The 22,432-nt window shown below is 31.7% G+C and carries 23 protein-coding genes; 14 read left to right on the top strand and 9 right to left on the bottom strand.

Annotation, left to right across the window (positions count from 1 at the left end):
• Window positions 1-13: 13 nt before the first annotated feature.
• The 8 genes from Q0807_RS10835 to Q0807_RS10800 form a co-directional block, all read right to left on the bottom strand.
• Window positions 14-1,318 carry a Glu/Leu/Phe/Val dehydrogenase gene (locus tag Q0807_RS10835; protein ID WP_299109640.1) on the bottom strand — a complete coding sequence of 435 codons (1,305 nt, stop codon included), beginning with the start codon at window positions 1,316-1,318 and terminating at the stop codon, window positions 14-16.
• Window positions 1,319-1,568: 250 nt separating this feature from the next.
• Window positions 1,569-1,745: a hypothetical protein gene (locus tag Q0807_RS10830; RefSeq protein WP_299109638.1), complete on the bottom strand. Its 177-nt coding sequence runs from the start codon at window positions 1,743-1,745 to the stop codon at window positions 1,569-1,571.
• A gap of 187 nt (window positions 1,746-1,932) precedes the next feature.
• Window positions 1,933-3,261: a sigma-54 dependent transcriptional regulator gene (locus Q0807_RS10825; protein WP_299109636.1), complete on the bottom strand. Its 1,329-nt coding sequence runs from the start codon at window positions 3,259-3,261 to the stop codon at window positions 1,933-1,935.
• Window positions 3,262-3,269: 8 nt separating this feature from the next.
• Window positions 3,270-4,361, bottom strand: coding sequence for a sensor histidine kinase (locus tag Q0807_RS10820; RefSeq protein WP_299109634.1), 1,092 nt, complete (start codon window positions 4,359-4,361; stop codon window positions 3,270-3,272).
• Between the two features lie 311 nt (window positions 4,362-4,672).
• Window positions 4,673-5,002, bottom strand: a complete 330-nt coding sequence (locus tag Q0807_RS10815) for a hypothetical protein (protein WP_299109632.1) — start codon at window positions 5,000-5,002, stop codon at window positions 4,673-4,675.
• 217 nt (window positions 5,003-5,219) lie between these two features.
• Window positions 5,220-5,747: a nuclear transport factor 2 family protein gene (locus Q0807_RS10810; RefSeq protein ID WP_299109630.1), complete on the bottom strand. Its 528-nt coding sequence runs from the start codon at window positions 5,745-5,747 to the stop codon at window positions 5,220-5,222.
• Between the two features lie 191 nt (window positions 5,748-5,938).
• Complete coding sequence (locus tag Q0807_RS10805; protein ID WP_299109628.1) at window positions 5,939-6,319, bottom strand: hypothetical protein; 381 nt, start codon at window positions 6,317-6,319, stop codon at window positions 5,939-5,941.
• 223 nt (window positions 6,320-6,542) lie between these two features.
• The gene (locus Q0807_RS10800; protein ID WP_299109626.1) at window positions 6,543-6,896 is read right to left on the bottom strand and encodes a 4Fe-4S dicluster domain-containing protein; all 354 of its coding nucleotides are present in this window, start codon (window positions 6,894-6,896) and stop codon (window positions 6,543-6,545) included.
• Window positions 6,897-6,978: 82 nt separating this feature from the next.
• Between Q0807_RS10800 and Q0807_RS10795 the strand changes: the two genes are divergently transcribed.
• The 9 genes from Q0807_RS10795 (at window position 6,979) to Q0807_RS10755 (ending at window position 15,556) form a co-directional block, all read left to right on the top strand.
• Entirely contained in the window at window positions 6,979-8,037 is a 1,059-nt protein-coding gene (locus tag Q0807_RS10795; RefSeq protein ID WP_299109624.1) for an acyl-CoA reductase, read from the top strand.
• 117 nt (window positions 8,038-8,154) lie between these two features.
• Complete coding sequence (gene serC, locus Q0807_RS10790; RefSeq protein ID WP_299109622.1) at window positions 8,155-9,216, top strand: 3-phosphoserine/phosphohydroxythreonine transaminase; 1,062 nt, start codon at window positions 8,155-8,157, stop codon at window positions 9,214-9,216.
• An 89-nt stretch (window positions 9,217-9,305) separates the two neighbouring features.
• Window positions 9,306-10,256 carry a D-2-hydroxyacid dehydrogenase gene (locus Q0807_RS10785; RefSeq protein WP_299109620.1) on the top strand — a complete coding sequence of 317 codons (951 nt, stop codon included), beginning with the start codon at window positions 9,306-9,308 and terminating at the stop codon, window positions 10,254-10,256.
• A gap of 106 nt (window positions 10,257-10,362) precedes the next feature.
• Window positions 10,363-10,998, top strand: coding sequence for a DUF937 domain-containing protein (locus Q0807_RS10780; RefSeq protein WP_299109618.1), 636 nt, complete (start codon window positions 10,363-10,365; stop codon window positions 10,996-10,998).
• A 212-nt stretch (window positions 10,999-11,210) separates the two neighbouring features.
• Window positions 11,211-11,648 carry a DUF6146 family protein gene (locus Q0807_RS10775; RefSeq protein ID WP_299109615.1) on the top strand — a complete coding sequence of 146 codons (438 nt, stop codon included), beginning with the start codon at window positions 11,211-11,213 and terminating at the stop codon, window positions 11,646-11,648.
• 49 nt (window positions 11,649-11,697) lie between these two features.
• Window positions 11,698-12,192, top strand: a complete 495-nt coding sequence (locus Q0807_RS10770) for a DUF6787 family protein (protein WP_299109612.1) — start codon at window positions 11,698-11,700, stop codon at window positions 12,190-12,192.
• Window positions 12,189-12,530 (top strand): hypothetical protein, encoded by a 342-nt coding sequence (locus Q0807_RS10765; RefSeq protein ID WP_299109610.1) that lies wholly within the window; start codon window positions 12,189-12,191, stop codon window positions 12,528-12,530. The genes Q0807_RS10770 and Q0807_RS10765 overlap by 4 nt, the downstream gene beginning before the upstream one ends.
• A 38-nt stretch (window positions 12,531-12,568) precedes the next feature.
• Complete coding sequence (locus Q0807_RS10760; protein ID WP_299109609.1) at window positions 12,569-14,968, top strand: TonB-dependent receptor; 2,400 nt, start codon at window positions 12,569-12,571, stop codon at window positions 14,966-14,968.
• Between the two features lie 12 nt (window positions 14,969-14,980).
• Window positions 14,981-15,556 (top strand): type 1 periplasmic binding fold superfamily protein, encoded by a 576-nt coding sequence (locus tag Q0807_RS10755; RefSeq protein WP_299109607.1) that lies wholly within the window; start codon window positions 14,981-14,983, stop codon window positions 15,554-15,556.
• 43 nt (window positions 15,557-15,599) lie between these two features.
• Here Q0807_RS10755 and Q0807_RS10750 read toward each other — a convergent pair whose 3' ends face one another.
• Window positions 15,600-15,878: a hypothetical protein gene (locus Q0807_RS10750; RefSeq protein WP_299109605.1), complete on the bottom strand. Its 279-nt coding sequence runs from the start codon at window positions 15,876-15,878 to the stop codon at window positions 15,600-15,602.
• Window positions 15,879-16,105: 227 nt separating this feature from the next.
• Between Q0807_RS10750 and Q0807_RS10745 the strand changes: the two genes are divergently transcribed.
• From Q0807_RS10745 to Q0807_RS10725, 5 genes are all read left to right on the top strand, one after another.
• Window positions 16,106-18,589: a DUF5916 domain-containing protein gene (locus tag Q0807_RS10745; protein ID WP_299109603.1), complete on the top strand. Its 2,484-nt coding sequence runs from the start codon at window positions 16,106-16,108 to the stop codon at window positions 18,587-18,589.
• Between the two features lie 39 nt (window positions 18,590-18,628).
• A complete protein-coding gene (locus Q0807_RS10740) occupies window positions 18,629-19,303 on the top strand; it encodes an ABC transporter ATP-binding protein (RefSeq protein ID WP_299109601.1) in 675 nt (224 codons plus the stop codon).
• A gap of 17 nt (window positions 19,304-19,320) precedes the next feature.
• A complete protein-coding gene (locus Q0807_RS10735) occupies window positions 19,321-19,992 on the top strand; it encodes a hypothetical protein (protein ID WP_299109599.1) in 672 nt (223 codons plus the stop codon).
• Between the two features lie 170 nt (window positions 19,993-20,162).
• On the top strand, window positions 20,163-20,936 hold the full coding sequence (locus tag Q0807_RS10730) for an alpha/beta hydrolase-fold protein (protein WP_299109597.1): 774 nt from the start codon (window positions 20,163-20,165) through the stop codon (window positions 20,934-20,936).
• A gap of 2 nt (window positions 20,937-20,938) precedes the next feature.
• Complete coding sequence (locus tag Q0807_RS10725) at window positions 20,939-22,351, top strand: M17 family metallopeptidase (protein ID WP_299109595.1); 1,413 nt, start codon at window positions 20,939-20,941, stop codon at window positions 22,349-22,351.
• Window positions 22,352-22,432 lie beyond the last annotated feature (81 nt).

The raw sequence follows: 22,432 nt of genomic DNA, 5'->3' as shown, positions 1-22,432 counted from the left end.
TTTTAAATTATTTTTAAGGAAAAATTCCCCTTTGTAAATACGCTTTCTCTATGCGCTGTATAGCTATACAATATGCTGCAGTGCGCATATCAATTGCTTCACGCTCCGAATAAGCATATACTTTATCAAAAGATTCTTTTAGTTTTTTCTGAAGTTTCATCATCACTTCATCTAATTGCCAAAGTTCTCCATTACGATTTTGTAACCACTCAAAATAACTTCCCACAACACCTCCAGAATTGCATAAAATATCTGGAATGATAGTAATTCCTCTATCTAATAGAATTTTTTCGCCTTCAACGTTTGTTGGACCATTAGCACCTTCTGCAATAAGTTTTGCTTTTATACTTGGTGCTATTTCTTTGGTGATTTGATTTCCTAATGCAGCCGGAATACAGATATCACAGTCTAAAGCAAAGAATTTATTCTTATTTACTGACTTTGCTTTAGGATAATCAACAATACTTCCATTGTTTATTTTACTGTACTTAAACAAATCCTCTACAGTGATTCCTTTTTGATTATAAAGACTACCAAAAGCATCTTGTACACCAACCAATATTGCACCATCTTTCTCTAAAAAATGAGACGACCAATAACCAACATTACCAAAGCCTTGCACAATGAATTTCTTACCTTTTAATGATTCGTTATTCTTCTCTGCCCAAAACTTAATGGACAAATACACACCATAGCCTGTCGCTCTATCTCTACCTTCTAATCCTCCACTTCCATCTGGCTTTCCTGTAACAACATGTTGGTTTGCTGCACGTTCTGCTGGTGGACGTGTACTCATATAAGTATCTGCTATCCAAGCCATGGTTTGGCTGTTGGTATTTACATCTGGAGCAGGAATATCGTGCTCAGGACCAATATTATCTGCTAAAGCAAACGTAAAACGTCTGGTGATACGCTCTAATTCTGATTTCGAGTATTTTGAAGGATCAATCTTTATGCCTCCTTTTCCTCCACCATATGGCAATCCTGCCAAAGATGTTTTCCAAGTCATCCACATCGCTAAAGCTCTTGCCGCATCAATATCTACCGTTGGATGGTAACGTAAACCACCTTTATAAGGTCCTAATGCATTATTATGTTGCACTCTGTAACCTGTAAAAATTTCAACTTCGCCATTATCCATTTTTACAGGGAAATTGACGATAATCTCATTATTAGCAATACTTAAAATTTTTCTAATGTTAGGATGTAAATCAATTTGATTCGCAGCACTATTAAACTGCTCCATAACATTATCCATCATACCTCTTACAGGCACTTTTTTGGTTTTCTTTTTTAATTCTGCTGTTATAGCTGTCATTTTTTATGTATTTAGTATGAGGTCTATCGTTGTTACAATAGCAACCTTTGTTTTTAAAGTAGAATATTAGTCTATTCCTGTTTTTGTAAAACCTTACTTGAAATAGCGATTAGTGATAGACCTTTCATGATATTTCTCAATAATGTATTTATGCCTAGCTGATATGTTTCTAGACGTTTTACCTATGGAATTTTGACATGTAATTGTTGCTATTAATGTGTTTATTGTCATAATGTTTAGCGTTAAATAATTAAACTAATTGTAGAACTTGCTTTTTGGGTTCTCCTGTTTTTTTTACAGTCTCTAAATCGCAATTATTTGGCATTTCTTCGTCAAACTCGCTACAAGACCAAACTTTGTCTTTTTGTGCTGTTAACACACAATTATTGCGATGCATGCAACTCGGACAAATATTAAAGTGATTCATATTAAAACTTATTATTGTTATACATGTACCAAAAGGCAATGCTTATGCCAAAGCATTTAGATAAAAAATAGCAAAACAAGAAAACCCTTTAGAATAAAGGGCTTGAGTAGTATTATGAAAATTCTGATTAAAAAACCAAGTGGTACATAATTACCCAGTTGAGTAAAAATGTATCAGTAAAAAATGATTATTCCGAAAGTTTTTGCCGAATAGTTTTTCGGTCTATTTGAAGTATTTCTGCTGCCTTTGTTTTATTATTTCCTGTAGCTCGCAATACCTTTTCAATGTATTGCTTCTCGATAACTTTTAACGGAACCAATGCTTCTGAAGAAAAACTTAACGTATGTTTTAAATGTTCTGGCAAATGCTCTACATCAATAATTTTTTCACACATAATAACGGAACGCTGAATAACATTCTCGAGTTCTCTTATGTTACCAGGCCAATTATAGCGTTCTAAAATAACTAGAGCTTCAGGTGTGATTTTTACAAATCTATCTTTGTATTCTAAACCATATTTAAATAAGAACTTATCGACTAATAAGGCAATATCCTCTTTTCGCTCTCGCAATGGTGCCACATTGATTTCTACAACCGTTAACCTATAAAACAAATCTTCTCTAAAGGTCTGTTTTTTAATCATGTCTTGTAAATCACTATTTGTAGCTGCTATAACACGGACATCTATTTTCTCTGCCTTTGTAGAACCCACTTTAACAACCTCCTTTTCTTGCAATACACGCAATAAACGCGATTGCACAGCTAACGAAGCGTTTCCTATTTCATCTAAAAAAATAGTCCCTCCATTTGCGGCTTGAAAAAAGCCTTCTCTATTCGTTTCTGCTCCAGTAAATGCGCCTTTTAAATAGCCGAACAGTTCTGATTCTAATAAATTTTCAGGAATAGCACCACAGTTTACAGCAATAAATGGAGCTCTAGAAAACTTACCTTGATAATGTATGGCACGTGCTACCAACTCCTTACCTGTTCCGCTCTCTCCTTTTACAAAGATGGTTGCTTTATTGTCTTTTACGCGCTCAATGACTTGTATAACATCATTTATTTTTTCTGAATTGCCAATGATTTCTGCGTAGGCTTTATGCTTTTCTAATGAAGTATTTTTGGAGGGTAACACCTTTTCACCAGACGTAATTAATGACCTTTCTAATGCTAGTTTTAATTCTTCTCTTGTAAAGGGTTTTGTTAAATAATCTACCACACCAGACTTAATTGCAGCCAAAGAACCTTGAACAGATGGATAACCAGTAACTACTAATTTAGGCAATTTAGGATAATGCTCAGACACATATTTTATGAGCTCAAAGCCATCAATTTCTGGCATTTTTAAATCGGTAATCAATAAATCAATTTTAGTGTCTCGTAAAATCACAACGGCTTCTTTTACTGAAATCGCCTTAAAAACATGATAGTTCCATGACTGTAAATGACGTTGTAGAAGTTCTAAAATATTGATATCATCATCAACAATGAGTATATTTTCTTTACGTAATAGCATAGCTAAAATTAATTTTTAGGTAGTATTATTCTAAATATAGCACCTTTTTTAATGTTATTTTCTGCTGTTATTGTGCCTTTATGAGAAGCCACAATACCATGCACAACGCTCAATCCTAAACCAGACCCATCACCTGTAGGTTTTGTTGTAAAAAATGGCTGGAACACTTTCTCTAAGTCCTCTGTTTTAAAACCCTTGCCTTCATCAGAAATTTTAAGCACAATATTTTCTTTTGTTTTGTAGGCTTCTATGGTTACCAATCCTCCATTTGGAGAAAAGTAAATGGCATTAATTAGTAAATTAAAAATAATTTGTGTGAGCTGAATTGGGTCTGCACGCAACCAAAGCTCTTCAGCTTCAATCTTAACAAGGTATTTTACATCTTCTTTTCTAAATGTAGCATCCAATAAATTGATGGCATTTTTTATATTAGGAACAACATTAACGCGCTTCATTTCTTGTGGCATTTCGCATGCAAAAAACATCAACTTTTTAACCACTTCTCTCGAGTAAATAGCGTTATCTATAATTTTATCTAAGTCAGTTTCTACATTTTTAGTAAGCTTAGAATCGGTTTTAATTAACTCAGCAAAACCAAGAATATTAGCCAAAGGTGTATTTAGCTCGTGAGCAATTCCTGCTGTTATTTCACCCAAAATACCTAGCCTATCAGCACGTTCCATCTGTCGTTTCAAAGAGGCTTCATTTTTTTGAATTTCTATTCGTTCTAAAAAACTTCCTACTTTTATAGCTACATTATCTAACAACAATTGCTCTTCTTTTAAAAAACTGATTTTATTATTGTTAAAACTATTTAATATAACAATCAATTCACCTTTATCTTTATTAAAAATTTTTATATGAGATTGTATTTTGAAAGCATTATTAACTTGCGAATCCGTTGAAATTGATATGTCATCTACACAAAAAGTCACCACTGTAATCTCAGGAAACTGAAAAGCATTTTTTAAACTAAACGCAATAGCTCTTAAGGTGTCTTCAATTAAATCTGAGTTGGCATTACCAATAATAGAAGACACTTCGTAAAGACATGTTAACTCTTTAATTCGCTCTTTTAATACTTGCTCTGTAGTACTCATTAATATTATTTTTTTGTGTTTTTTTTACCCAATTAGCCAAAAAATAAACACGATTACTTTGAGTCTATTTCTAAAATTCTTTCTAGATTCAACTTCAGATGTTATGTTTTTCTAGATTTTTCTAAAAAATTTATAATTAGTTATTAATCATAAACCATTTCAGTTTTTTTTTATATTCATCTCCTGCTCTAAGCGAAGTTAACTTTTTTAAGACTGATTAACAATTTGTAAAACTGCATGTTTTTTGAACAAAAAAAATCCCAAGCCAAAGACTCAGGGTTTTAGATAATATTACTATATCTTAAATTCTACTATTCGCGCTCCAATAGTTTTTTAGAAACTTTATAAGTGGCTGAATAAGCTAATCCTTCTTGACGTTTTTTAAATTCCGTAAATGCTTTGGTATACCATTTTGGGTCAGTGGCTTTCTTTCTAAAAGCATCATGCCCAGAAACATCGTACAATTCACCATTTAACCACGGCGAAATGGCATAAATACTAAGACCAAAGTGTTCTGCGCGTTTAAGAAGGGTTTCGAAATCTGACTCTGAGAAATATTGAATCTCTTCTGCATCAAAGCCGTCATTAATATTTGTTAAACCTGTAAATATATTTTTCTCTAAAAATTCTGCTTGTTTCATAGGGTGAGTAATAATGTATTCTAATTTATAATTTTATAACCTACTGAAACATGTTCAGCATAGTGTAACAAAATTAGGCTTTCCTTATATAATAGCAATAGATAGATGCGTTTTTAATTTTAAAAAAAATCCCAAGCCAAAAGACTCAGGATTTCTAAATAATTAAGAGTTAAATAAACAAGCTGGTTTTGTTAGCAATTAGGTTATAAATTGTTCTTTAGCTGTCTTCTATTTTAAGAGGCGAATGATGTTCGCTCACAATTTTCCACCCTTTATCTGTTTTTACAAATAATAATGAAATTTGATTATTAACAACAACGAGGTTATCTCCAAATTTAAGATGAAAATCAGAATGAAAAGTTAAATTAGCGACATCACCATAAACAGCCACTTTTATATCATCAGCATCAAACTTAACAACCTCTGTAACAGCTCCAAACGTATTTCGTTCGTATTCTTCATTAGCAACACTACCATTTCTGGGTGCTCCTCCTTTAAATTCCGTAAATTTAGGACTATAGGCATGAAAAGCAATCAACTCATCCAAATCACCATCCTTAAGACTTTGTGCAATAGCATCCCAAGTATCCAATACTTCTTTTTTTGCTTCTGGAAACTCATCATTAACTAAATCAATTTTCACTTCCTCGACTTCTACTATCTCAACTTTTTCTTCTTCTTGTTTGCATCCCAAAAGTGCTATTGAGAACAGCAAAAGAAAAACAACTGTTATTTTAGATTTCATAATTTATAGATTTAATTGATTAACAAGGAGTTAAAGATACGATAAATTTTAAAACACCCACATACGTAGAACTATCTATGTTTCTAAAAATCAATTAATTACGTTGAACTCAATAATAGAAAACACGAAAAACCCCAAGCCAATGACTCAGGATTTTGAAATTAATTTTGAATTATAACGATACGTCTAATTTAAAGCATGTCATACAACACGAATGACCAATTGCATTTTACTGGCACAATAGTCTGCCCTACAACATTCATTGTTTGGGCACGATCTCCCCAAACAATGACTTCAAATCCATTTTTAGTTTGATTTCTATAAGCTATTGTTGTTATAGTATAATCAGGACCATCTTCTCCAAAATTCTCTGCCGTTAATTGAATAATATAATTTGCATCACACACCAATCGTTCTGGTAGTTTCACTGTATATCCAACATCACCTCCTAGACCATAAATATTTCCAGGAATTATCTCTGGCTTAATACATATACCAGGAGTAGCTCTTAAAATTTTACCATTTGCTGCTATTTTTCCCATAGCAATCATTTGAGGAATTCTTTGACACATAATTACATATTTATCTGATTTATAATGAGTTAAAATTAGTGTAATTATAAATACAATGCTATACGTAGATCTACGTATATTTCTATAAGTCAACTGATTATACTTATACGAACCTAAATTTAAAACTTGATTAAATAATCTTAAACACCTAGATAAAGCCTAAATAACAAAAAAAAACCGAAGCTTAATACTTCGGGTTTTTAAATATGTATAAGATATAAAATTATCCTTCAGGATGCATAAAGCGCTGTTTTCCTAATAGTACTTCTTCTGTTTCTACATGTGCATCATCAGGTATACAACAATCTACAGGACAAACTGCAGCACATTGAGGTTCTTCATGGAAGCCCATACATTCCGTACACTTATCTGGCGCAATGTAATACACTTCATCATCAATAGGCTCTTGAGTTTCATCTGCGTCAACTTCTTTACCATTAGGTAAAACTATTTTTCCAGATAAACTAGTTCCATCAGAATAACGCCAATCATCAGCGCCTTCGTAAATAGCAGTATTTGGGCATTCTGGCTCACATGCTCCACAATTTATACATTCGTCTGTGATTATTATTGCCATAGTATTTTATCTTTTTCTTTTTACTTTCCGTAATTTTGCAAATGCAAAAATAAAGCCAAAACCTCGTATAACCAAACCATATATGGATTTACAACAAAGAATTAACGCATTTACAAAATTAGGTGCGTTTTTAAATCAATTTCAGAATGATGACATCATTAAAAATGATAAAGTTGAAACTAACGATTTATTTTTTGATGGCTTTAAACATCAAATAAAATTAGCAAAAGAACACAATGGCTGGTTTACAAAAAACAATATTAATTTTACTTTAAAAAACTGGTCTAATTCACTAACTGAAAGTAATATTAACGACTGGATTAACAAGTATAACTTTAACACTCTAAACCCACAAACAGTTGCCATAATTATGGCAGGAAATATTCCTTTAGTAGGTTTTCATGATTTTTTATGTGTACTCATTTCTGGTCACAATGTATTAGTAAAACAATCCTCAAATGATAAGCACTTACTTCCGTATTTAGCAAAGTATTTAGAATTAGTAGAACCAGAGTTTAAAGGTAAAATTAAATTTACAGAAGAAAAACTAGAAAATTTTGATGCTGTCATTGCAACCGGAAGCGATAATACAGCGCGTTATTTTGAATTCTATTTTAAAAACAAACCTTCTATTATTAGAAAAAACAGAAATTCAGTTGCTGTTTTATCAGGTAAAGAAACGACAGAACAACTAGAAAACTTAGCAGACGACATTTTTAGATATTATGGCTTAGGCTGCAGAAATGTATCTAAACTGTTTGTACCAAAAGATTATGATTTCCAAGCGCTTTTTAAAGCAGTTTACAAATGGCACCCAATAATAAATGAGTCTAAATACGCAAATAATTACGATTATAACAAAGCTGTATATTTAATGAGCGAATTCGATATGTTAGAAAACGGATTCCTTATGATTAAAGAAGACGAAAGCTATGCCTCTCCTATTGCTACGCTCTTCTATGAGTACTATAACGACAGTGAAACTTTGAAAGAAAAGATAATTTCAGAAACTGATAAAATTCAATGTGTAGTTGCCGATGCATTTTTAGAGCACGAAATCCCATTTGGAGAAACTCAAAATCCTAGGTTATCCGATTATGCAGACAATGTAGATACTGTTGAATTTTTGTTAGAAATATGACATAAAAATTATCATTTTAATAACACTATTTAATCAAATAAGTAGCACCTTTGTAACTGTTTAAATTTTTAAAAACTCAGAAATGTTGAAATTTTCTGAAATATAAATTAAGAATAAATGAAAAAACATAATTTTAGTGCAGGACCATGTGTATTACCAAAATCGGTAATGGAACAAGCAGCAGCAGCAGTTTTAAACTTTGACGAAGGCTTATCGCTTTTAGAAATATCGCATCGTAGCAAACCTTTTGTTGATGTAATGGAAAATGCTAGATCCTTAGCATTAGAATTATTAGGCTTGGAAGGAAAAGGCTATAAAGCTTTGTTTTTACAAGGTGGAGCAAGCACTCAGTTTTTAATGGTAGCATTGAACCTTTTAGAAAAAAGAGCTGGTTATTTAAATTCTGGAACTTGGGCAGATAAAGCCATCAAAGAAGCTAAAATTTATGACGATATCTACGAAGTAGGTTCTTCTAAAAGCGCCAATTTTAACTATATTCCTAAAGGTTACGATATCCCTGAAGATTACGATTATTTTCACTGTACATCTAACAACACCATTTTTGGAACACAAATGAAGAGCTTTCCAAAGTCACCAGTACCAATGGTATGTGACATGAGTAGTGATATATTTTCTCGTCAGTTAGATTTTTCTCAATTTGATCTAATCTATGCTGGAGCACAAAAAAATATGGGGCCTGCAGGAACAACTTTAGTTGTTATAAAGGAAGATATCTTAGGAAAAGTATCTCGTAAAATTCCATCAATGATGGATTATAAAACACACATCAGTAAAGGAAGTATGTTTAACACACCTCCTGTGTTTGCTGTTTACGTTTCTATGTTAACGATGCAATGGTTAAAAGATTTAGGTGGAATTAAAGCTATCGAAGAAATCAACGAAAAGAAAGCTAGCTTAATCTATTCTGAAATTGATTTAAACCCATTATTTAAGGGTTATGCAGCAAAAGAAGACCGTTCTAATATGAATGCAACGTTCACATTAGAAAATGAAAACCTAAAAGAAACTTTTGATGCAATGTGTTTAGAAGCAGGTATTAATGGTATCAATGGTCATAGAAGTGTTGGTGGTTATAGAGCATCAATGTACAACGCTTTATCTTTAGATAGCGTTAAAGCACTTGTAGAGATTATGAGCGAATTAGAAAGTAAAGCATAAAAAGTAAGTAGTTGCGATTAGCACTATATACCCTTACTAGAAATAAATAATAATCGTCATTCATTCTTGTAATGACAAAATAAAAAATAATGAAAGTATTAGCAAACGATGGAGTTTCTCAAAGTGGAATTGATGCCTTAGAAGCGGCTGGTTACGAGGTAATTACCACAACAGTTGCTCAAGAACAATTAGAAAACTATATCAATTCAAATGAAGTTTCTGTTTTATTAGTAAGAAGTGCAACAACTGTAAGAAAAGATTTAATTGACAACTGCCCTAGCCTAAAAATTATAGGTCGTGGTGGTGTTGGTATGGATAATATAGATGTAGATTATGCACGTAGCAAAGGATTAAGTGTTATTAACACGCCAGCTGCATCATCTCATTCTGTTGCAGAATTAGTTTTTGGACACTTTTATGGTTTAGCACGTTTTTTACATAATTCTAATCGTGATATGCCATTAGAAGGTGATGCTAACTTTAAAGGTTTAAAGAAAGCTTACGCAAAAGGAACTGAATTAAAAGGTAAAACTTTAGGTGTACTTGGTTTTGGTCGTATTGGTCAAGCCACAGCAAAAGTAGCTTTAGGTGTCGGAATGAAAGTTGTTGCTTTTGACCCATTTTTAGAAAAAGCAGATTTAGAATTAGATTTCTTTGATGGCCAAAAAGTGAATTTTGAAATTAAAACAATTTCTAAAGAAGAAGTACTAAAACAATCAGATTTTTTAACGTTACATGTACCAGCACAAAAAGACTACGTTATTGACGAAGCTGAATTTAACCAAATGAAAGATGGTGTAATTATAGCCAATGCTGCACGTGGTGGTGTTGTTAATGAAGTAGCACTTGTAAAAGCAATTGAAAGTGGTAAAGTTGCAGGTGCAGCTTTAGATGTTTTTGAAAAAGAACCTAAACCAGAAATTCAATTATTAATGAATTCTTCATTATCATTAACACCGCACACAGGTGCTGCAACTAATGAAGCTCAAGATAGAATTGGCGTTGAATTAGCTGAACAAATTATTAAAATATTAGGTTAGTCATAAAAAAATGTGACCAATCCAAATAAAATGAGTCCTACTAATGTGGGACTTTTTTTGTACCTTGAAAAGATTAACTTTTTTAACTTAAAACATATATAACAACATGGCAGGAATTTTAGATTTATTAAACAGTGACTTAGGAAAAACAATCATAAGTGGTGTTTCTGGTTCAACAGGAACAGACCAAGGAAAAACGAGTAGTGTATTAACTATGGCTTTACCTGTACTTATGAAGGCAATGGAACGTAATGCTTCTACTCCAGAAGGTGCTCAAGGACTTATGGGTGCATTAAGCGGAAAGCACAACGGTAGTATATTAGATAACCTTAGTGGTTTATTTGGTGGTGGTGTTGATGAAGAAGTAACTAATGATGGCTCTAAAATTCTTAACCACGTATTAGGTAGTAAGCAACAAGGTGTTGAGCAAGTAATTGGTCAAAAAGCTGGATTAGATTCTGGTGCTGTTGGTAATATCTTAAAAGTAGCTGCTCCAATTTTAATGGGAGTTTTAGGGAAACAAGCTAGCCAAAATAACGTAAGTGACCAAAACGGAATTACGGGTCTTTTAGGTGGTTTACTTGGAGGAAATGATACAGCAAACGAACAAAGTTTCTTAGAAAAAATATTAGATGCAGATGGTGACGGTAGCGTTATTGATGATGTAGCTGGTATGGTTTTAGGAAGTAGTAAAAGCTCAGGAGGACTTGGTGGTCTTTTAGGAGGTTTATTCGGAAAATAAAATATCCAATCCTATTATATAAAAAAAGCAGTTCTAAGGAGCTGCTTTTTTTGTTTTGAGTAGTTACACTTTCTAAAAAGATAGCTTAACGCATTCAAAAGGTATGTTTACATAATGTTGATTGTTTTATCCTTAAATATCGCATTGCTTTGCATTGTTAAATCAAAGTAAAAATTTAAATACACTAACATTTTTTTAATACCTTTAATATTATGAAAAAGATTATTCCATTTATTATTATCTTAATATTAATAGCAAGTTGTAAATCGTACAATAACAACGAAACTATTAATAATGATAATGATAACAACTTAACTCAAGATGATACAGTAATAATTAGTAGTGATGAAAGTGATTACGAAATCATCATAATAGAACCAGGTTTTAATTCATGGTTAGTATCTACAGCAAGACCAGAAGGTTACCATTCGCAACAATGGTTAGAGACAAGAAACGCGATGATGGTACAAACATGGAACCAAAGAAACCTTCAACCTAGCTCTTACGACCCAGACTTATATGAACTTCGTATAGACTATGATACACGCACAGACTATGGTTATGAGGTCAACTATAAACTATATAACTACTTTCTATACTTTCAATTAAAGTACAAACAACGGCTTTCTTCTTTTACACCGAGAATTTAGACTATAAATACATCTTAATTTGTTAATTTCGCAGCACGATATTAGTGCTATGGAAAAATTTAAAAAACATTGGGAAATACAACAGAATTGGCAGTTGTTATTTCCCTTTTTTGGTATTGTAATTTTAGGCTATTCTGCTTTTAGAATTTCTAATGCTATTCTTAAAGATTATAATATAGTTTTAATAATTGCAGTCGCTATTGTTGCCTTTTATCTCCTTTTAAAGTTTATTCTATTTTTATTTACAAAACTTGAAAAGAAATGGATTCTCGATTATAAATGGGAAATGATTAGAGTTTTTATGGTTTTTGCCATTACAGGTTCATCCTCATTATTTGTGGGAAGACCGATAATTAAATTTATAGGAATTACTAAAGAAAACTTAAACCCTGCCCTCTATTGGGTATTATTCATTATCATTGGTCTCGTTTTCTATCAAATTCTCTTAGTAACATTTGGATGGCTTTTTGGTCAGTTTAAATTTTTCTGGAATTTTGAAAAGAAAATGCTAACAAGATTTGGACTTAAACGTTTTTTAGATTGAATTTAAAAACAGTAATATCATCAATATTTAAAGGCTTAGCAGTTGTGCTAGTGCTTGCTGTATTGTTGCCTTCTGCTGTAAAATTCAACCATATTTTCACCCATCATTCACATAAAGTTTGTGATAATGATGATTCTACAGATACACATTTCCATGTATCTGATTTTGATTGTGATTTTTATAAATTCAAACTTACAAACAACTTATTTCTAGTATTTAACAACTACGAAATATCCCCAAAAAATACAGCTCCTCAACAGCTGTCTTCATATTATATTTCTTTAAATAATTATCAGCAATTATTAAGGTTTGTAAGAGGTCCACCTCAGGTTGGTTAGAATTAAAAATTTTCTAATACTCTAATAAATCTATTTGAATGATACGAATAATTATTGGCCTAGCTCTAACCTTATCTGGTTTTAGCTATGGTCAGGATTGCAATTATATCTTTTTAGGTGAATTAAAAGATTTTCATGATGGGTCAACCATTGAATCGGCTACTATTTACATTAAAGAAAATGATAAATATTTAGTTTCGGATTTAGATGGTAAATTCAAAATTGAAAACCTTTGTTCCGATACCTTAACTCTTACAATTTCTCATGTTGGCTGCGAAACAAAAACGGTTATATTTGATATAAATAGTGATACATTTAAGACTATTTTAATTGAACATCACATTGAAGAACTCAATGAAATTTCTGTTTCTGCTCATGTTGAAAAACAAGAGACTAAAACAGCTCAAGAAACAGTTATTAAAGCTAATGTTTTAAAAAAATATGCAGCTTTAAGTATTGGTGATGCATTAAAAGAAGTGGCAGGTGTTTCATCTATTAATACTGGTAACGCTATTGTAAAACCTATGATAAATGGGATGCATAGTAGTAGATTACTTATTTTAAATAATAATGTAAGATTACAAGATCAAGAATGGGGAATTGAACATGCACCTAATATTGATGTTAATACGGCATCTCATATTTCAGTAATTAAAGGTTCTGGTGCTTTAGCTTATGGTGGTGATGCTATTGGAGGTGTTGTGGTTGTTAACCCAGAGCGTGTATTTTTAAAAGATACATTATTTGGTAAGACCACCTTATCTGGACAATCTAATGGCAGAGGTTACTCATTAAGCTCTAAATTAAATAAATACTCCAATAATGGTTGGTTTGCTTCTGCACAAGGAACAATTAGACAAAATGGTGATTTTAAAACTCCTGATTATTTTTTGACCAACACAGGTTCAAACTCTAAGGGTTTTTCTTTTAGAGGTGGAAAGCAAAACTTTGAATCTGGTTTTGAATTATTCTATAGCTACCTAAATAATGAATTGGGAATCCTTAGTGCATCGCATATTGGGAATATTCAAGATTTAGTAAGTGCTATTAACAGTCAACAACCTTTAGTTATAGAAGATTTTAGTTATAACATTGATGCGCCTAAACAAGATGTAACCCATCATTTAGCTAAAGCCATGTTTTACAAACGTTTTAATAATTTTGGAAAAGTAAATTTACAATACGATTATCAAAATAATCAACGTTTTGAATATGATATCCGCGTAGGTGATGATAGAGATAAGGCTTCTTTAGACCTTAATTTACAAACACATACACTAAAATCAGATATTGTTTTAGATGCTATATCAGATTACAAATTACAGTTTGGTATAATGGGTAGATATCAAAATAATTTTGCAAATCCAGATACAGGTGTTAGACGTTTAATTCCGGATTATGATAAATATGATTTTGGTATTTATACTACAGCTCAACATAATTTGAATTCTAAAACTACTTTAGACTTTGGTTTACGTTATGATTACAATCATATTGATGCTAAAAAATTCTACATTACATCACGTTGGGAAGAACAAGGTTATGATACAGATTTCTCAAATATCATTATTGAAGATTTAGGAACACAGCTATTAACTAATCCTGTTTTTAAATATCATAATTTTTCGGCTTCTGCTGGGATTCAGTATCAACTTAATAGTAAAAGTAATTTAATTGCTAATTATAGTTTATCTAGCAGACCTCCAAATCCTGCTGAGCTTTTTAGTGATGGCTTACATCACTCTGCTGCCAGAATAGAATTAGGAGATTTAAGATTAAATAAAGAAACTTCAAACAGAATTTCTGCGAGTTTTAATCATTATTCAGAAAAATTCAATCTTACAGCAGAAGGCTTCTATAATCGTATTAAGGATTTTATGTATATAGAACCTACAGGTATTGAGCAAACGATAAGAGGAGCATTTCCTGTTTGGAATTATAGGCAAACTAATGCCGAACTATTTGGTGTCGATTTAAGTGCTAATTACAATATTACAGAACAGTTTAATTTTTCAAACAAATCCTCATATACTGTAGGAAATGATATTGAGAACAATAAACCACTAATTAATATACCTGCATTTAATATACGTAATAGCGTAAATTACACTAATGAAAGTTGGAAAAACTTTTCTGTTTCATTAACTAGTGAATGGACAGCTAAACAAACTAGATATCCAGATAATAATTTTGAAACATATATTGCTCAAACAGGACAAACAGTTTTAGTAGATATTAGCACACCACCAAGTGCTTACCATTTATTACACCTCTATTCTGAAGTTACGTTGAATACTTCAGAACATACAAACTTAAACTTAGCTCTTAGTGTTAATAATATATTAGACACTAATTACAGAGCTTACTTAAATCGCCTTCGTTATTTTGCTGATGACTTAGGAAGAAATATAATGTTACAACTACAATTTAATTATTAAAAAACAAAAAACATGAAAACATTTAAATACTTATTTTTATCAATATTAAGCTTATCAATTTTAGTATCTTGTTCTTCAGATGATGACAATCCAGACCCAGTAAATGAGGAAGAAATAATAACTACGGTTCGTTTAGAATTAACTCCAACTACAAGTGGAGAAACGGTTGTATTTCAAAGTCAAGATTTAGATGGAGATGGACCAAACGCTCCTGTTGTTACAATTACAGGTAACATTTCTGCATCGACTGTATATGACGGTGAAATCGAATTTTTAAATGAACTTGAAGATCCTGCTGAAGATATTACTTTAGAAGTTTTAGAAGAAGGCGATGAACACCAAGTTTTTTACACTTTTACTTCTGGCAATGCAGGAAGCACAGTTATTTATAACGACCAAGATGAAGACGGAAATCCAATTGGAGTTGATATTACATTTAACTCTGGTGTTGCTTCTACTAACAACACACTAGTCGTTGTTTTAAGGCATGAGCCTAGCAAAACTGCTTCTGGAGTTAGTGATGGTGACATTACTAACGCTGGTGGAGCAACCGATGCAGAAGTTACATTCACTTACGATGTTAACTAAAACAAGTTTATAATTTAAAAAAGCACTCTGTAGAGTGCTTTTTTTATGCTTTATTTTTAGACTCCCCTTTCTTAATTACAAAAGTATAAATCCACATTAATGTAAATGTTGGTATTACATCAAATCCTGGCAAGGCTTCTTCAACAAAGGTTATGACTCCTGCAATTTTACCCGCTTTACCAGCGTATAATTTTGTCATTAACCAAGCCGAAACTGGGGCCCAAATTATATCCGAGAATTCTCCAACTCCAGGTATTATAAAAGAAACAAATCCTAGTGCATCAAACAAAAGGCCTAGTAAAAGTATTTGGTATTTTTTCATTTAAATTTTTAAAGTATTAATTACTTAAATTAAAGCAATAATTATTCCAAGTAATAGAATTCTTTCAGTCTAAAAATATCTAATTAGTAGAAATAGATACTATTTAACAATTAATTAAGAATATTGCTTAACGTGAGCTATTAGATTTGCAAGTATTAAAGTGTAACAATCGCCTCACCTTTGCATCTTTAATGCATTATAAAGTATCATCAATCATTCAATCAATCATGCGCTTTAATTTTATCCTTTTTGTTATAGCATTATTATGTTTCTCTGACATTGCTAATTCCCAAAACAAAAAAACCTTAAACATTCAACGTACAGAAAACCCACCAAAAATAGATGGTGTTTTAAACGATGTCGTATGGGAAACAGCAGAAATAGCAACTGATTTCACCCAGTTTAGACCAGAAATGGGTGTAGAATCTAAAATGCATCAAAAAACCATTGTAAAAATGGCTTATGATGATAACGCAATCTATGTTTCTGCTTACTTAAAAGATAAACCAGAAGACATACAAAAGCAACTTACAAGTCGTGATAATTTTGGGCAATCTGATTTTTTTGGTCTTATTCTAAACCCAAATAACGATGCACAAAACGATACAGAGTTTTTTGTTTTTAGTTCTGGTACCCAAGCAGACGCAACGGCAACACCAAGTAATGGCGAAGACTTTGGTTGGAGTGCTGTTTGGGACAGTGCTGTAAAAATTGTTGATGATGGTTGGATTGTTGAAATGAAAATTCCTTACAGAGCCTTACGTTTCTCTAATGAAAACGTACAAACTTGGGGTATACAATTTCATAGACGTTATAGAATAGATAACTCCCAATATTCTTGGAATCCAATAGATAGAACAAAAGGAAATACGGGTTTGTATCATGGAGAACTTACCGGAATTGAAAGTATTGAACCACCAACAAGATTAAGCCTCTACCCTTTTGTTTCTGGAATTTCAAAATCGTATGATGGAGAAAACACAACAGATTTTAAAATTGGTTTAGATGTAAAATATGGTGTTACTGAAAATTTTACGTTAGATGCTACATTGATTCCAGATTTTAGTCAAGCAGCATTTGATGATGTCAGTTTAAACCTTGGACCTTTTGAACAAACCTTTGGCGAGCAACGTCAATTTTTTAAAGAAGGTGTTGATTTATTTAGCAAAGGAGATTTATTCTTTTCTCGTAGAGTTGGCGGCAATCCTTCTGGCAATATTGAACTTGCAGATAATGAAGAAATTGTAGATTATCCTAATGACATAAAAGTACTTAATGCTATAAAACTCTCTGGTAGAACAAAAAAAGGATTAGGTATTGGTTTCTTTAATGCCATTACTGAAAAAACGGATGTTACAATAAAATCATCAGAAGAAGTTATAAACCCAGATACACAACTATCCGAAACAATAACAAACAGTCGTAAAGAAACCATAGAACCTTTAAGTAACTATAATATTTTAGTAATAGACCAACAGTTTAATGGCAACTCTTCCGTAAGTTTTATTAACACTAACGTAACCAGAAATGGTCATTTTAGAGATGCAAATGTTACCGGTTTATTAGCCGATATCTCTAATAAGCGAAACACTTATAATATACAAGGTGAAGTAAAAATGAGTAATGTTAATAAACCAGAGAACCTAGAAACTGGTTTAAGCTCCTTTTTTAGAATTAGAAAAATTCATGGAAAATTTAGATATAGTTTTGACCATAGTTTTGCAAATACAAGATATGACATAAATGACCTTGGCCTTATCTACAGAAATAATTACAGCAACTTTGGTGTTGATGCTTCGTATGAAATTTTTGAACCTACTGAGAAATTAAACAATTTTAGTATTAGTACATGGCTTAACTATAAGCGTCTATATAAGCCAGACACTTTTACAGGAACCAATTTTGGAATGCGAGTGAATGCACAAAACAAAAAATTATTGTGGTTTGGAGCTTCCGTTAATTTTGAAGCAGGAAAACAATACGACTATTTTGAACCTAGAGATTTTGAAAACAAACGCTATTTTATTTATAAAAACATAGGAAATATTGAAGGATGGTTTGAAACCAATGAAAATAAAACCCTTTCTGTTGAGTTTTTCATGTATGGATTTCATGCCTTTGATAGCGAAAGGGATTTAGCAGGTTTCGGATTTGGTTTAGAGCCTACTATACGTTTTAACGACAAATTTAGATTGAGTTACGACTTTACTTTAAGAAACAATAACGGAAGTCGTGGCTATGTAAATAAAATTGATGATGACATTATTTTTGGAGAACGTGATGTTTTTTCAACAGAGAATAGCATTTCAGGAAGCTATACATTTAATCCATATCACACACTATCATTATCATTCAGAAACTTTTGGTCTACAGTAAACTATGATAATGACTTATTCAGTTTAGAAGAAAATGGTACTTTATCAACCGAAGATGGCTATACTGTTAATGATGTAGATGATCCAAATGTAAATTTTAATACTTGGAATTTAGATTTAAGTTACACATGGCAAATAGCACCAGGTAGCTTTGTTACAGGTTTATATCGCAACCAATTATTTAATAGAGACAATAATTCTGAAGATGACTATTTTGAAAGTATTGACACCTTATTTAACGAACCAATACAACACACATTCTCTCTAAGACTACAATATTTTCTAGATTACAATAATCTAAAATCTGTATTCACTAGAAACAAATCTACATCCTAATATTGTGAATTAATTCATTAAGTATTACTTTCACAGCGTATGAGTAAAACTGTAATTTCCGCAAAACAAATTAAGAAAGCCTATAAAGACCTTCAAGTTTTAAAAGGTGTTGATTTAACCATTTTAGAAGGCGAAGTAATTTCTATTGTAGGTGCTTCTGGAGCTGGTAAAACCACATTGCTTCAAATTTTAGGAACATTAGATAAACCAGATTACAAATCAGAAACAGAACTGATTATAAACGACCAATCTATAAAAACTCTAAACGATAAAGCTTTAGCTAAATTTAGAAATAAAAATATTGGTTTCATTTTTCAATTTCACCAATTATTGCCAGAATTTACAGCTTTAGAGAATGTTTGTATTCCTGCCTTCATTAACAACACTTCAAAGGAAGATGCAGAAAAACGAGCTATTGAGTTATTAGATTACTTAGGTTTAAAAGACAGAATACATCACAAGCCAAACAGTATGTCTGGAGGTGAACAACAACGTGTTGCTGTCGCTAGAGCCTTAATTAACAAACCTAACATTATTTTTGCTGACGAACCATCTGGTAATTTAGATAGCGAATCTGCAGAGCAACTACACAATTTATTTTTCAAACTGAGAGATGAGTTTAACCAAACATTTGTTATTGTTACTCACAACCAAGAACTAGCTGCAATGGCAGATAGAAAACTCACTATGGTTGATGGGAAAATTATGGGCTAAACTAAAACTACCCATTTATGAAAATTATTCTATTTGTAATTCTACTCTTTCCTTTTGCTTTAGTAGCTCAAGAAGAAAAACCAATTAAACCAAGGAACGAGAGTTATATTACAATGGATTTACTTTCTACCTATTACGCCAATTTTGATGGAAAATTCTTCACGCCTAGAAGACGTTTTGGTTTTATTAAAAATATAAACGAAAATTCTAAAGTCGGACTAAGTCTTGGTTTTGGAAACAGAGCAACTTCATTTTATAATACAGGCTCCAAATATCTATTATGGGAAATTAGACCAGAATACTATCATATTATTAAATCTAAGGAAAAAGCGATTTTTTATTATTCAATTGAGTTACTCTATATTAATCATAACGAGGAGTTTAAATCGCAAACATTTCGTTCGCAACAAAACAATTATTTCTCTTTTGAAGAAGCTGATTATAATAGGCAAAAATTAGGTGTCATCCCTAAACTTGGTGTTTTCCTAAATATCAGTAAGAGAATTGGTATAAATATATACTCTGGTGTTGGGTTAAAATACAGAATCAATTCTTACAGTAATATTACCAACCTCCTATTGAATGAAAATTTTGAAGAAGAATCATCACCATATTATAGAAATGAAGGTAATCAACTTGGTATTGAATTTAGTTTAGGACTAAAATTATATTATCGTCTTAAAAAGTAAGTTCCTCTGCTACTTTCATTCACTTCAATGAAGTGATTAAAGTTCATTTTTTTATGGTTTCTAATTACATAAAATAGTATTTTCGCTTAGAACTCATTTTATAATTTTGTTTAAAACCCAAAAGACAAAATAATCTTAGTTTAAATGAGTTTTTACCTAATTTAAAATTTATGACAGTGACGGAGTTCGAACCTATTATTGAAGTTCTAGAAGAAGCCTACGAAATACCGCGACTTAATGCTACGCGAAAAATATCAGCATTATTACCACGTAATTACTACGAAACAGATAAACGCTACCCTGTACTCTATTTACAAGATGGCCAGAATTTATTTAACCCTTCTGCACCTTATGGTGATTGGGCCATTGATAAATCTATGGCTAAACTTGCAGAAGAAGGCTTTGGTGATGTTATTATCATAGCTATAGATCATGGAAATGAAGAACGTATCAGTGAATATTTACCATATTTTCATCCACGTTTTGGCGAAGGAAAAGGTAATTTCTACATTGAGTTTATGATACATAGACTAATACCTTACATAAACAGCCACTACAGAACGTTAACTGATTTTGAGAATACCGGAATTGGAGGCAGCTCAATGGGAGGATTAATTAGTTTGCACGCAGGACTAAAAAATCCTGGTGTATTTGGTAAAATGTTGATTTTTTCACCAAGCCTATGGATTTCAAACAAAATTTTCAAAAGCACTAAAACGTTTCAACCTTTAGAGAAATCTAAAATCTATTTATATTCTGGCGGACAAGAAAGTGCTGAGCATTTGCCTAATGCACATCGATTAGGAAATATCATTCAAGAAAAAATGACAAACGGTTATGACATTGATTTCCGTTTTTCAATTAACGAACATGGAAACCATTCTGAAATGCATTGGCGCGAAGAATTTCCGAAAGCCGTAAAATGGCTCTATTTTAATTCATAATTATGACTTATAAACACGCTAAAACATTAAACACCTCAAAAGATTTTATTCTACCATGTAGAAAAGATAATCTTAAATCTATAAAGCAATTTTCACCAATTAATAAACCAGATTTTGATGGTAGTTTTAATACTTACCAACAACTTTATGGTAAAGATGGTAATAGAATTTACCTTATTGGTTTAGGTGAAGAAAAGCATGGTGCTCAGTTAGAAAACACATTTCAAAAATTAGCTTTTGAAACTCAAAAACATTGGGATAAATCTATTCAAGTTTATGCTGAAGACTTAACTGAAGATGAAATTAAGAAAGCTGTCATTGGTTTAGAAATGGCTCAATATGAAATTGGCGAATACAAATCTGAGAAAGAAAAATCAAATAAAGTTGCCATTTCATTTACATCTACAAAATCTATTAAAGATACACTAGAAGAAGGAAAATACACAGGAGAAACCATTAACAAAATAAAAGCTTTAGTTGATGCACCTCCTAACATTAAAACTCCAGAATTCTTAGGTGATTGGGCAGAGAAATCAGCAAAAAAAGCAGATTATAAATGTACAATTCTTAAACACAAAGAACTAAAAAAACAAGGGTTTGAAGCTGTATTATCTGTTGGAAAAGGTAGCGTAAACAAACCTGTTGTTATCATTACAGAATACACACCAAAAAAGAGCAAAAAAGTAGATATTGCATTAGTTGGTAAAGGAATTACTTTCGATTCTGGCGGATTATCTATTAAGCCGTCTACAAATCTGCATTACATGAAAAGTGATATGGGTGGCGCAGCTGTAGTTTTAGGTGTGGTAGAATTAATTACGAAACTTAAACTAGACATCAATGTTGTTGGTATTGTTTGTTCTGCAGAAAATGCTGTAGATGCAGAAAGTTACAGACCAGGTGATGTTATTAACTCCTACTCTGGCAAAACTATTGAAATTATTGACACAGACGCAGAAGGTCGTTTGGTGTTAGCAGATGGTTTAAGTTACGCTGTTAAAAACATAAAACCAGAATACCTTATTGATTTAGCAACCTTAACGGGAAGTGTTGTTAGAACTTTAGGTTATGAAGCTGCCGGAATGTTTACGCATAATAAAGATATGGCAAGCACAATGTCTGATATTGGTTATAAAGTACACGAGCGCGTTTGGCAATTGCCAATGTTTGAAGAATACAAAAGTGACTTACACAGTGATATTGCTGATATTAGAAACTTTAGTGGTAAGCCATTAGCTGGTGCAACTAATGCTGCTCAGTTTTTAGAATCATTTATTGAAGAACATAAAAATTGGATGCATTTGGATATTGCAGGTGTTTCTTTTGGCGCTTCACCTTATGCAAAAATGAAAAGTGCTTCTGGTTACGGAATTCAATTAATTACTGAATTTATTAAGAAAAAGGCTTCAAAATAAAATTGAGTTTTGTAAATTGATGTTAACTAAATATTTATCAATTTAAGTGGAATTTACCTGATAAATATTATGGTGATTTTT

It is taken from the genome of uncultured Winogradskyella sp. (genome assembly GCF_947495255.1).
Taxonomy (GTDB): Bacteria; Bacteroidota; Bacteroidia; order Flavobacteriales; family Flavobacteriaceae; genus Winogradskyella.
Note: the sequence above shows the minus strand (reverse complement) of the source record. Positions and strands in the feature narration are given on the sequence as shown.

What these genes read in the sequence shown, in the direction of transcription:
- Q0807_RS10755 (WP_299109607.1), top strand. Translation starts at nt 14,981, where the DNA reads ATGAAAACATTTAAATACTTATTTTTATCAATATTAAGCTTATCAATT.
- Q0807_RS10740 (WP_299109601.1), top strand. Translation starts at nt 18,629, where the DNA reads ATGAGTAAAACTGTAATTTCCGCAAAACAAATTAAGAAAGCCTATAAA.
- Q0807_RS10745 (WP_299109603.1), top strand. Translation starts at nt 16,106, where the DNA reads ATGCGCTTTAATTTTATCCTTTTTGTTATAGCATTATTATGTTTCTCT.
- Q0807_RS10795 (WP_299109624.1), top strand. Translation starts at nt 6,979, where the DNA reads ATGGATTTACAACAAAGAATTAACGCATTTACAAAATTAGGTGCGTTT.
- Q0807_RS10775 (WP_299109615.1), top strand. Translation starts at nt 11,211, where the DNA reads ATGAAAAAGATTATTCCATTTATTATTATCTTAATATTAATAGCAAGT.
- Q0807_RS10825 (WP_299109636.1), bottom strand. Translation starts at nt 3,261, where the DNA reads ATGCTATTACGTAAAGAAAATATACTCATTGTTGATGATGATATCAAT.
- serC (WP_299109622.1), top strand. Translation starts at nt 8,155, where the DNA reads ATGAAAAAACATAATTTTAGTGCAGGACCATGTGTATTACCAAAATCG.
- Q0807_RS10830 (WP_299109638.1), bottom strand. Translation starts at nt 1,745, where the DNA reads ATGAATCACTTTAATATTTGTCCGAGTTGCATGCATCGCAATAATTGT.
- Q0807_RS10760 (WP_299109609.1), top strand. Translation starts at nt 12,569, where the DNA reads ATGATACGAATAATTATTGGCCTAGCTCTAACCTTATCTGGTTTTAGC.
- Q0807_RS10730 (WP_299109597.1), top strand. Translation starts at nt 20,163, where the DNA reads ATGACAGTGACGGAGTTCGAACCTATTATTGAAGTTCTAGAAGAAGCC.
- Q0807_RS10800 (WP_299109626.1), bottom strand. Translation starts at nt 6,896, where the DNA reads ATGGCAATAATAATCACAGACGAATGTATAAATTGTGGAGCATGTGAG.
- Q0807_RS10835 (WP_299109640.1), bottom strand. Translation starts at nt 1,318, where the DNA reads ATGACAGCTATAACAGCAGAATTAAAAAAGAAAACCAAAAAAGTGCCT.
- Q0807_RS10725 (WP_299109595.1), top strand. Translation starts at nt 20,939, where the DNA reads ATGACTTATAAACACGCTAAAACATTAAACACCTCAAAAGATTTTATT.
- Q0807_RS10735 (WP_299109599.1), top strand. Translation starts at nt 19,321, where the DNA reads ATGAAAATTATTCTATTTGTAATTCTACTCTTTCCTTTTGCTTTAGTA.
- Q0807_RS10780 (WP_299109618.1), top strand. Translation starts at nt 10,363, where the DNA reads ATGGCAGGAATTTTAGATTTATTAAACAGTGACTTAGGAAAAACAATC.
- Q0807_RS10805 (WP_299109628.1), bottom strand. Translation starts at nt 6,319, where the DNA reads ATGTGTCAAAGAATTCCTCAAATGATTGCTATGGGAAAAATAGCAGCA.
- Q0807_RS10770 (WP_299109612.1), top strand. Translation starts at nt 11,698, where the DNA reads ATGGAAAAATTTAAAAAACATTGGGAAATACAACAGAATTGGCAGTTG.
- Q0807_RS10750 (WP_299109605.1), bottom strand. Translation starts at nt 15,878, where the DNA reads ATGAAAAAATACCAAATACTTTTACTAGGCCTTTTGTTTGATGCACTA.
- Q0807_RS10785 (WP_299109620.1), top strand. Translation starts at nt 9,306, where the DNA reads ATGAAAGTATTAGCAAACGATGGAGTTTCTCAAAGTGGAATTGATGCC.
- Q0807_RS10820 (WP_299109634.1), bottom strand. Translation starts at nt 4,361, where the DNA reads ATGAGTACTACAGAGCAAGTATTAAAAGAGCGAATTAAAGAGTTAACA.
- Q0807_RS10810 (WP_299109630.1), bottom strand. Translation starts at nt 5,747, where the DNA reads ATGAAATCTAAAATAACAGTTGTTTTTCTTTTGCTGTTCTCAATAGCA.
- Q0807_RS10815 (WP_299109632.1), bottom strand. Translation starts at nt 5,002, where the DNA reads ATGAAACAAGCAGAATTTTTAGAGAAAAATATATTTACAGGTTTAACA.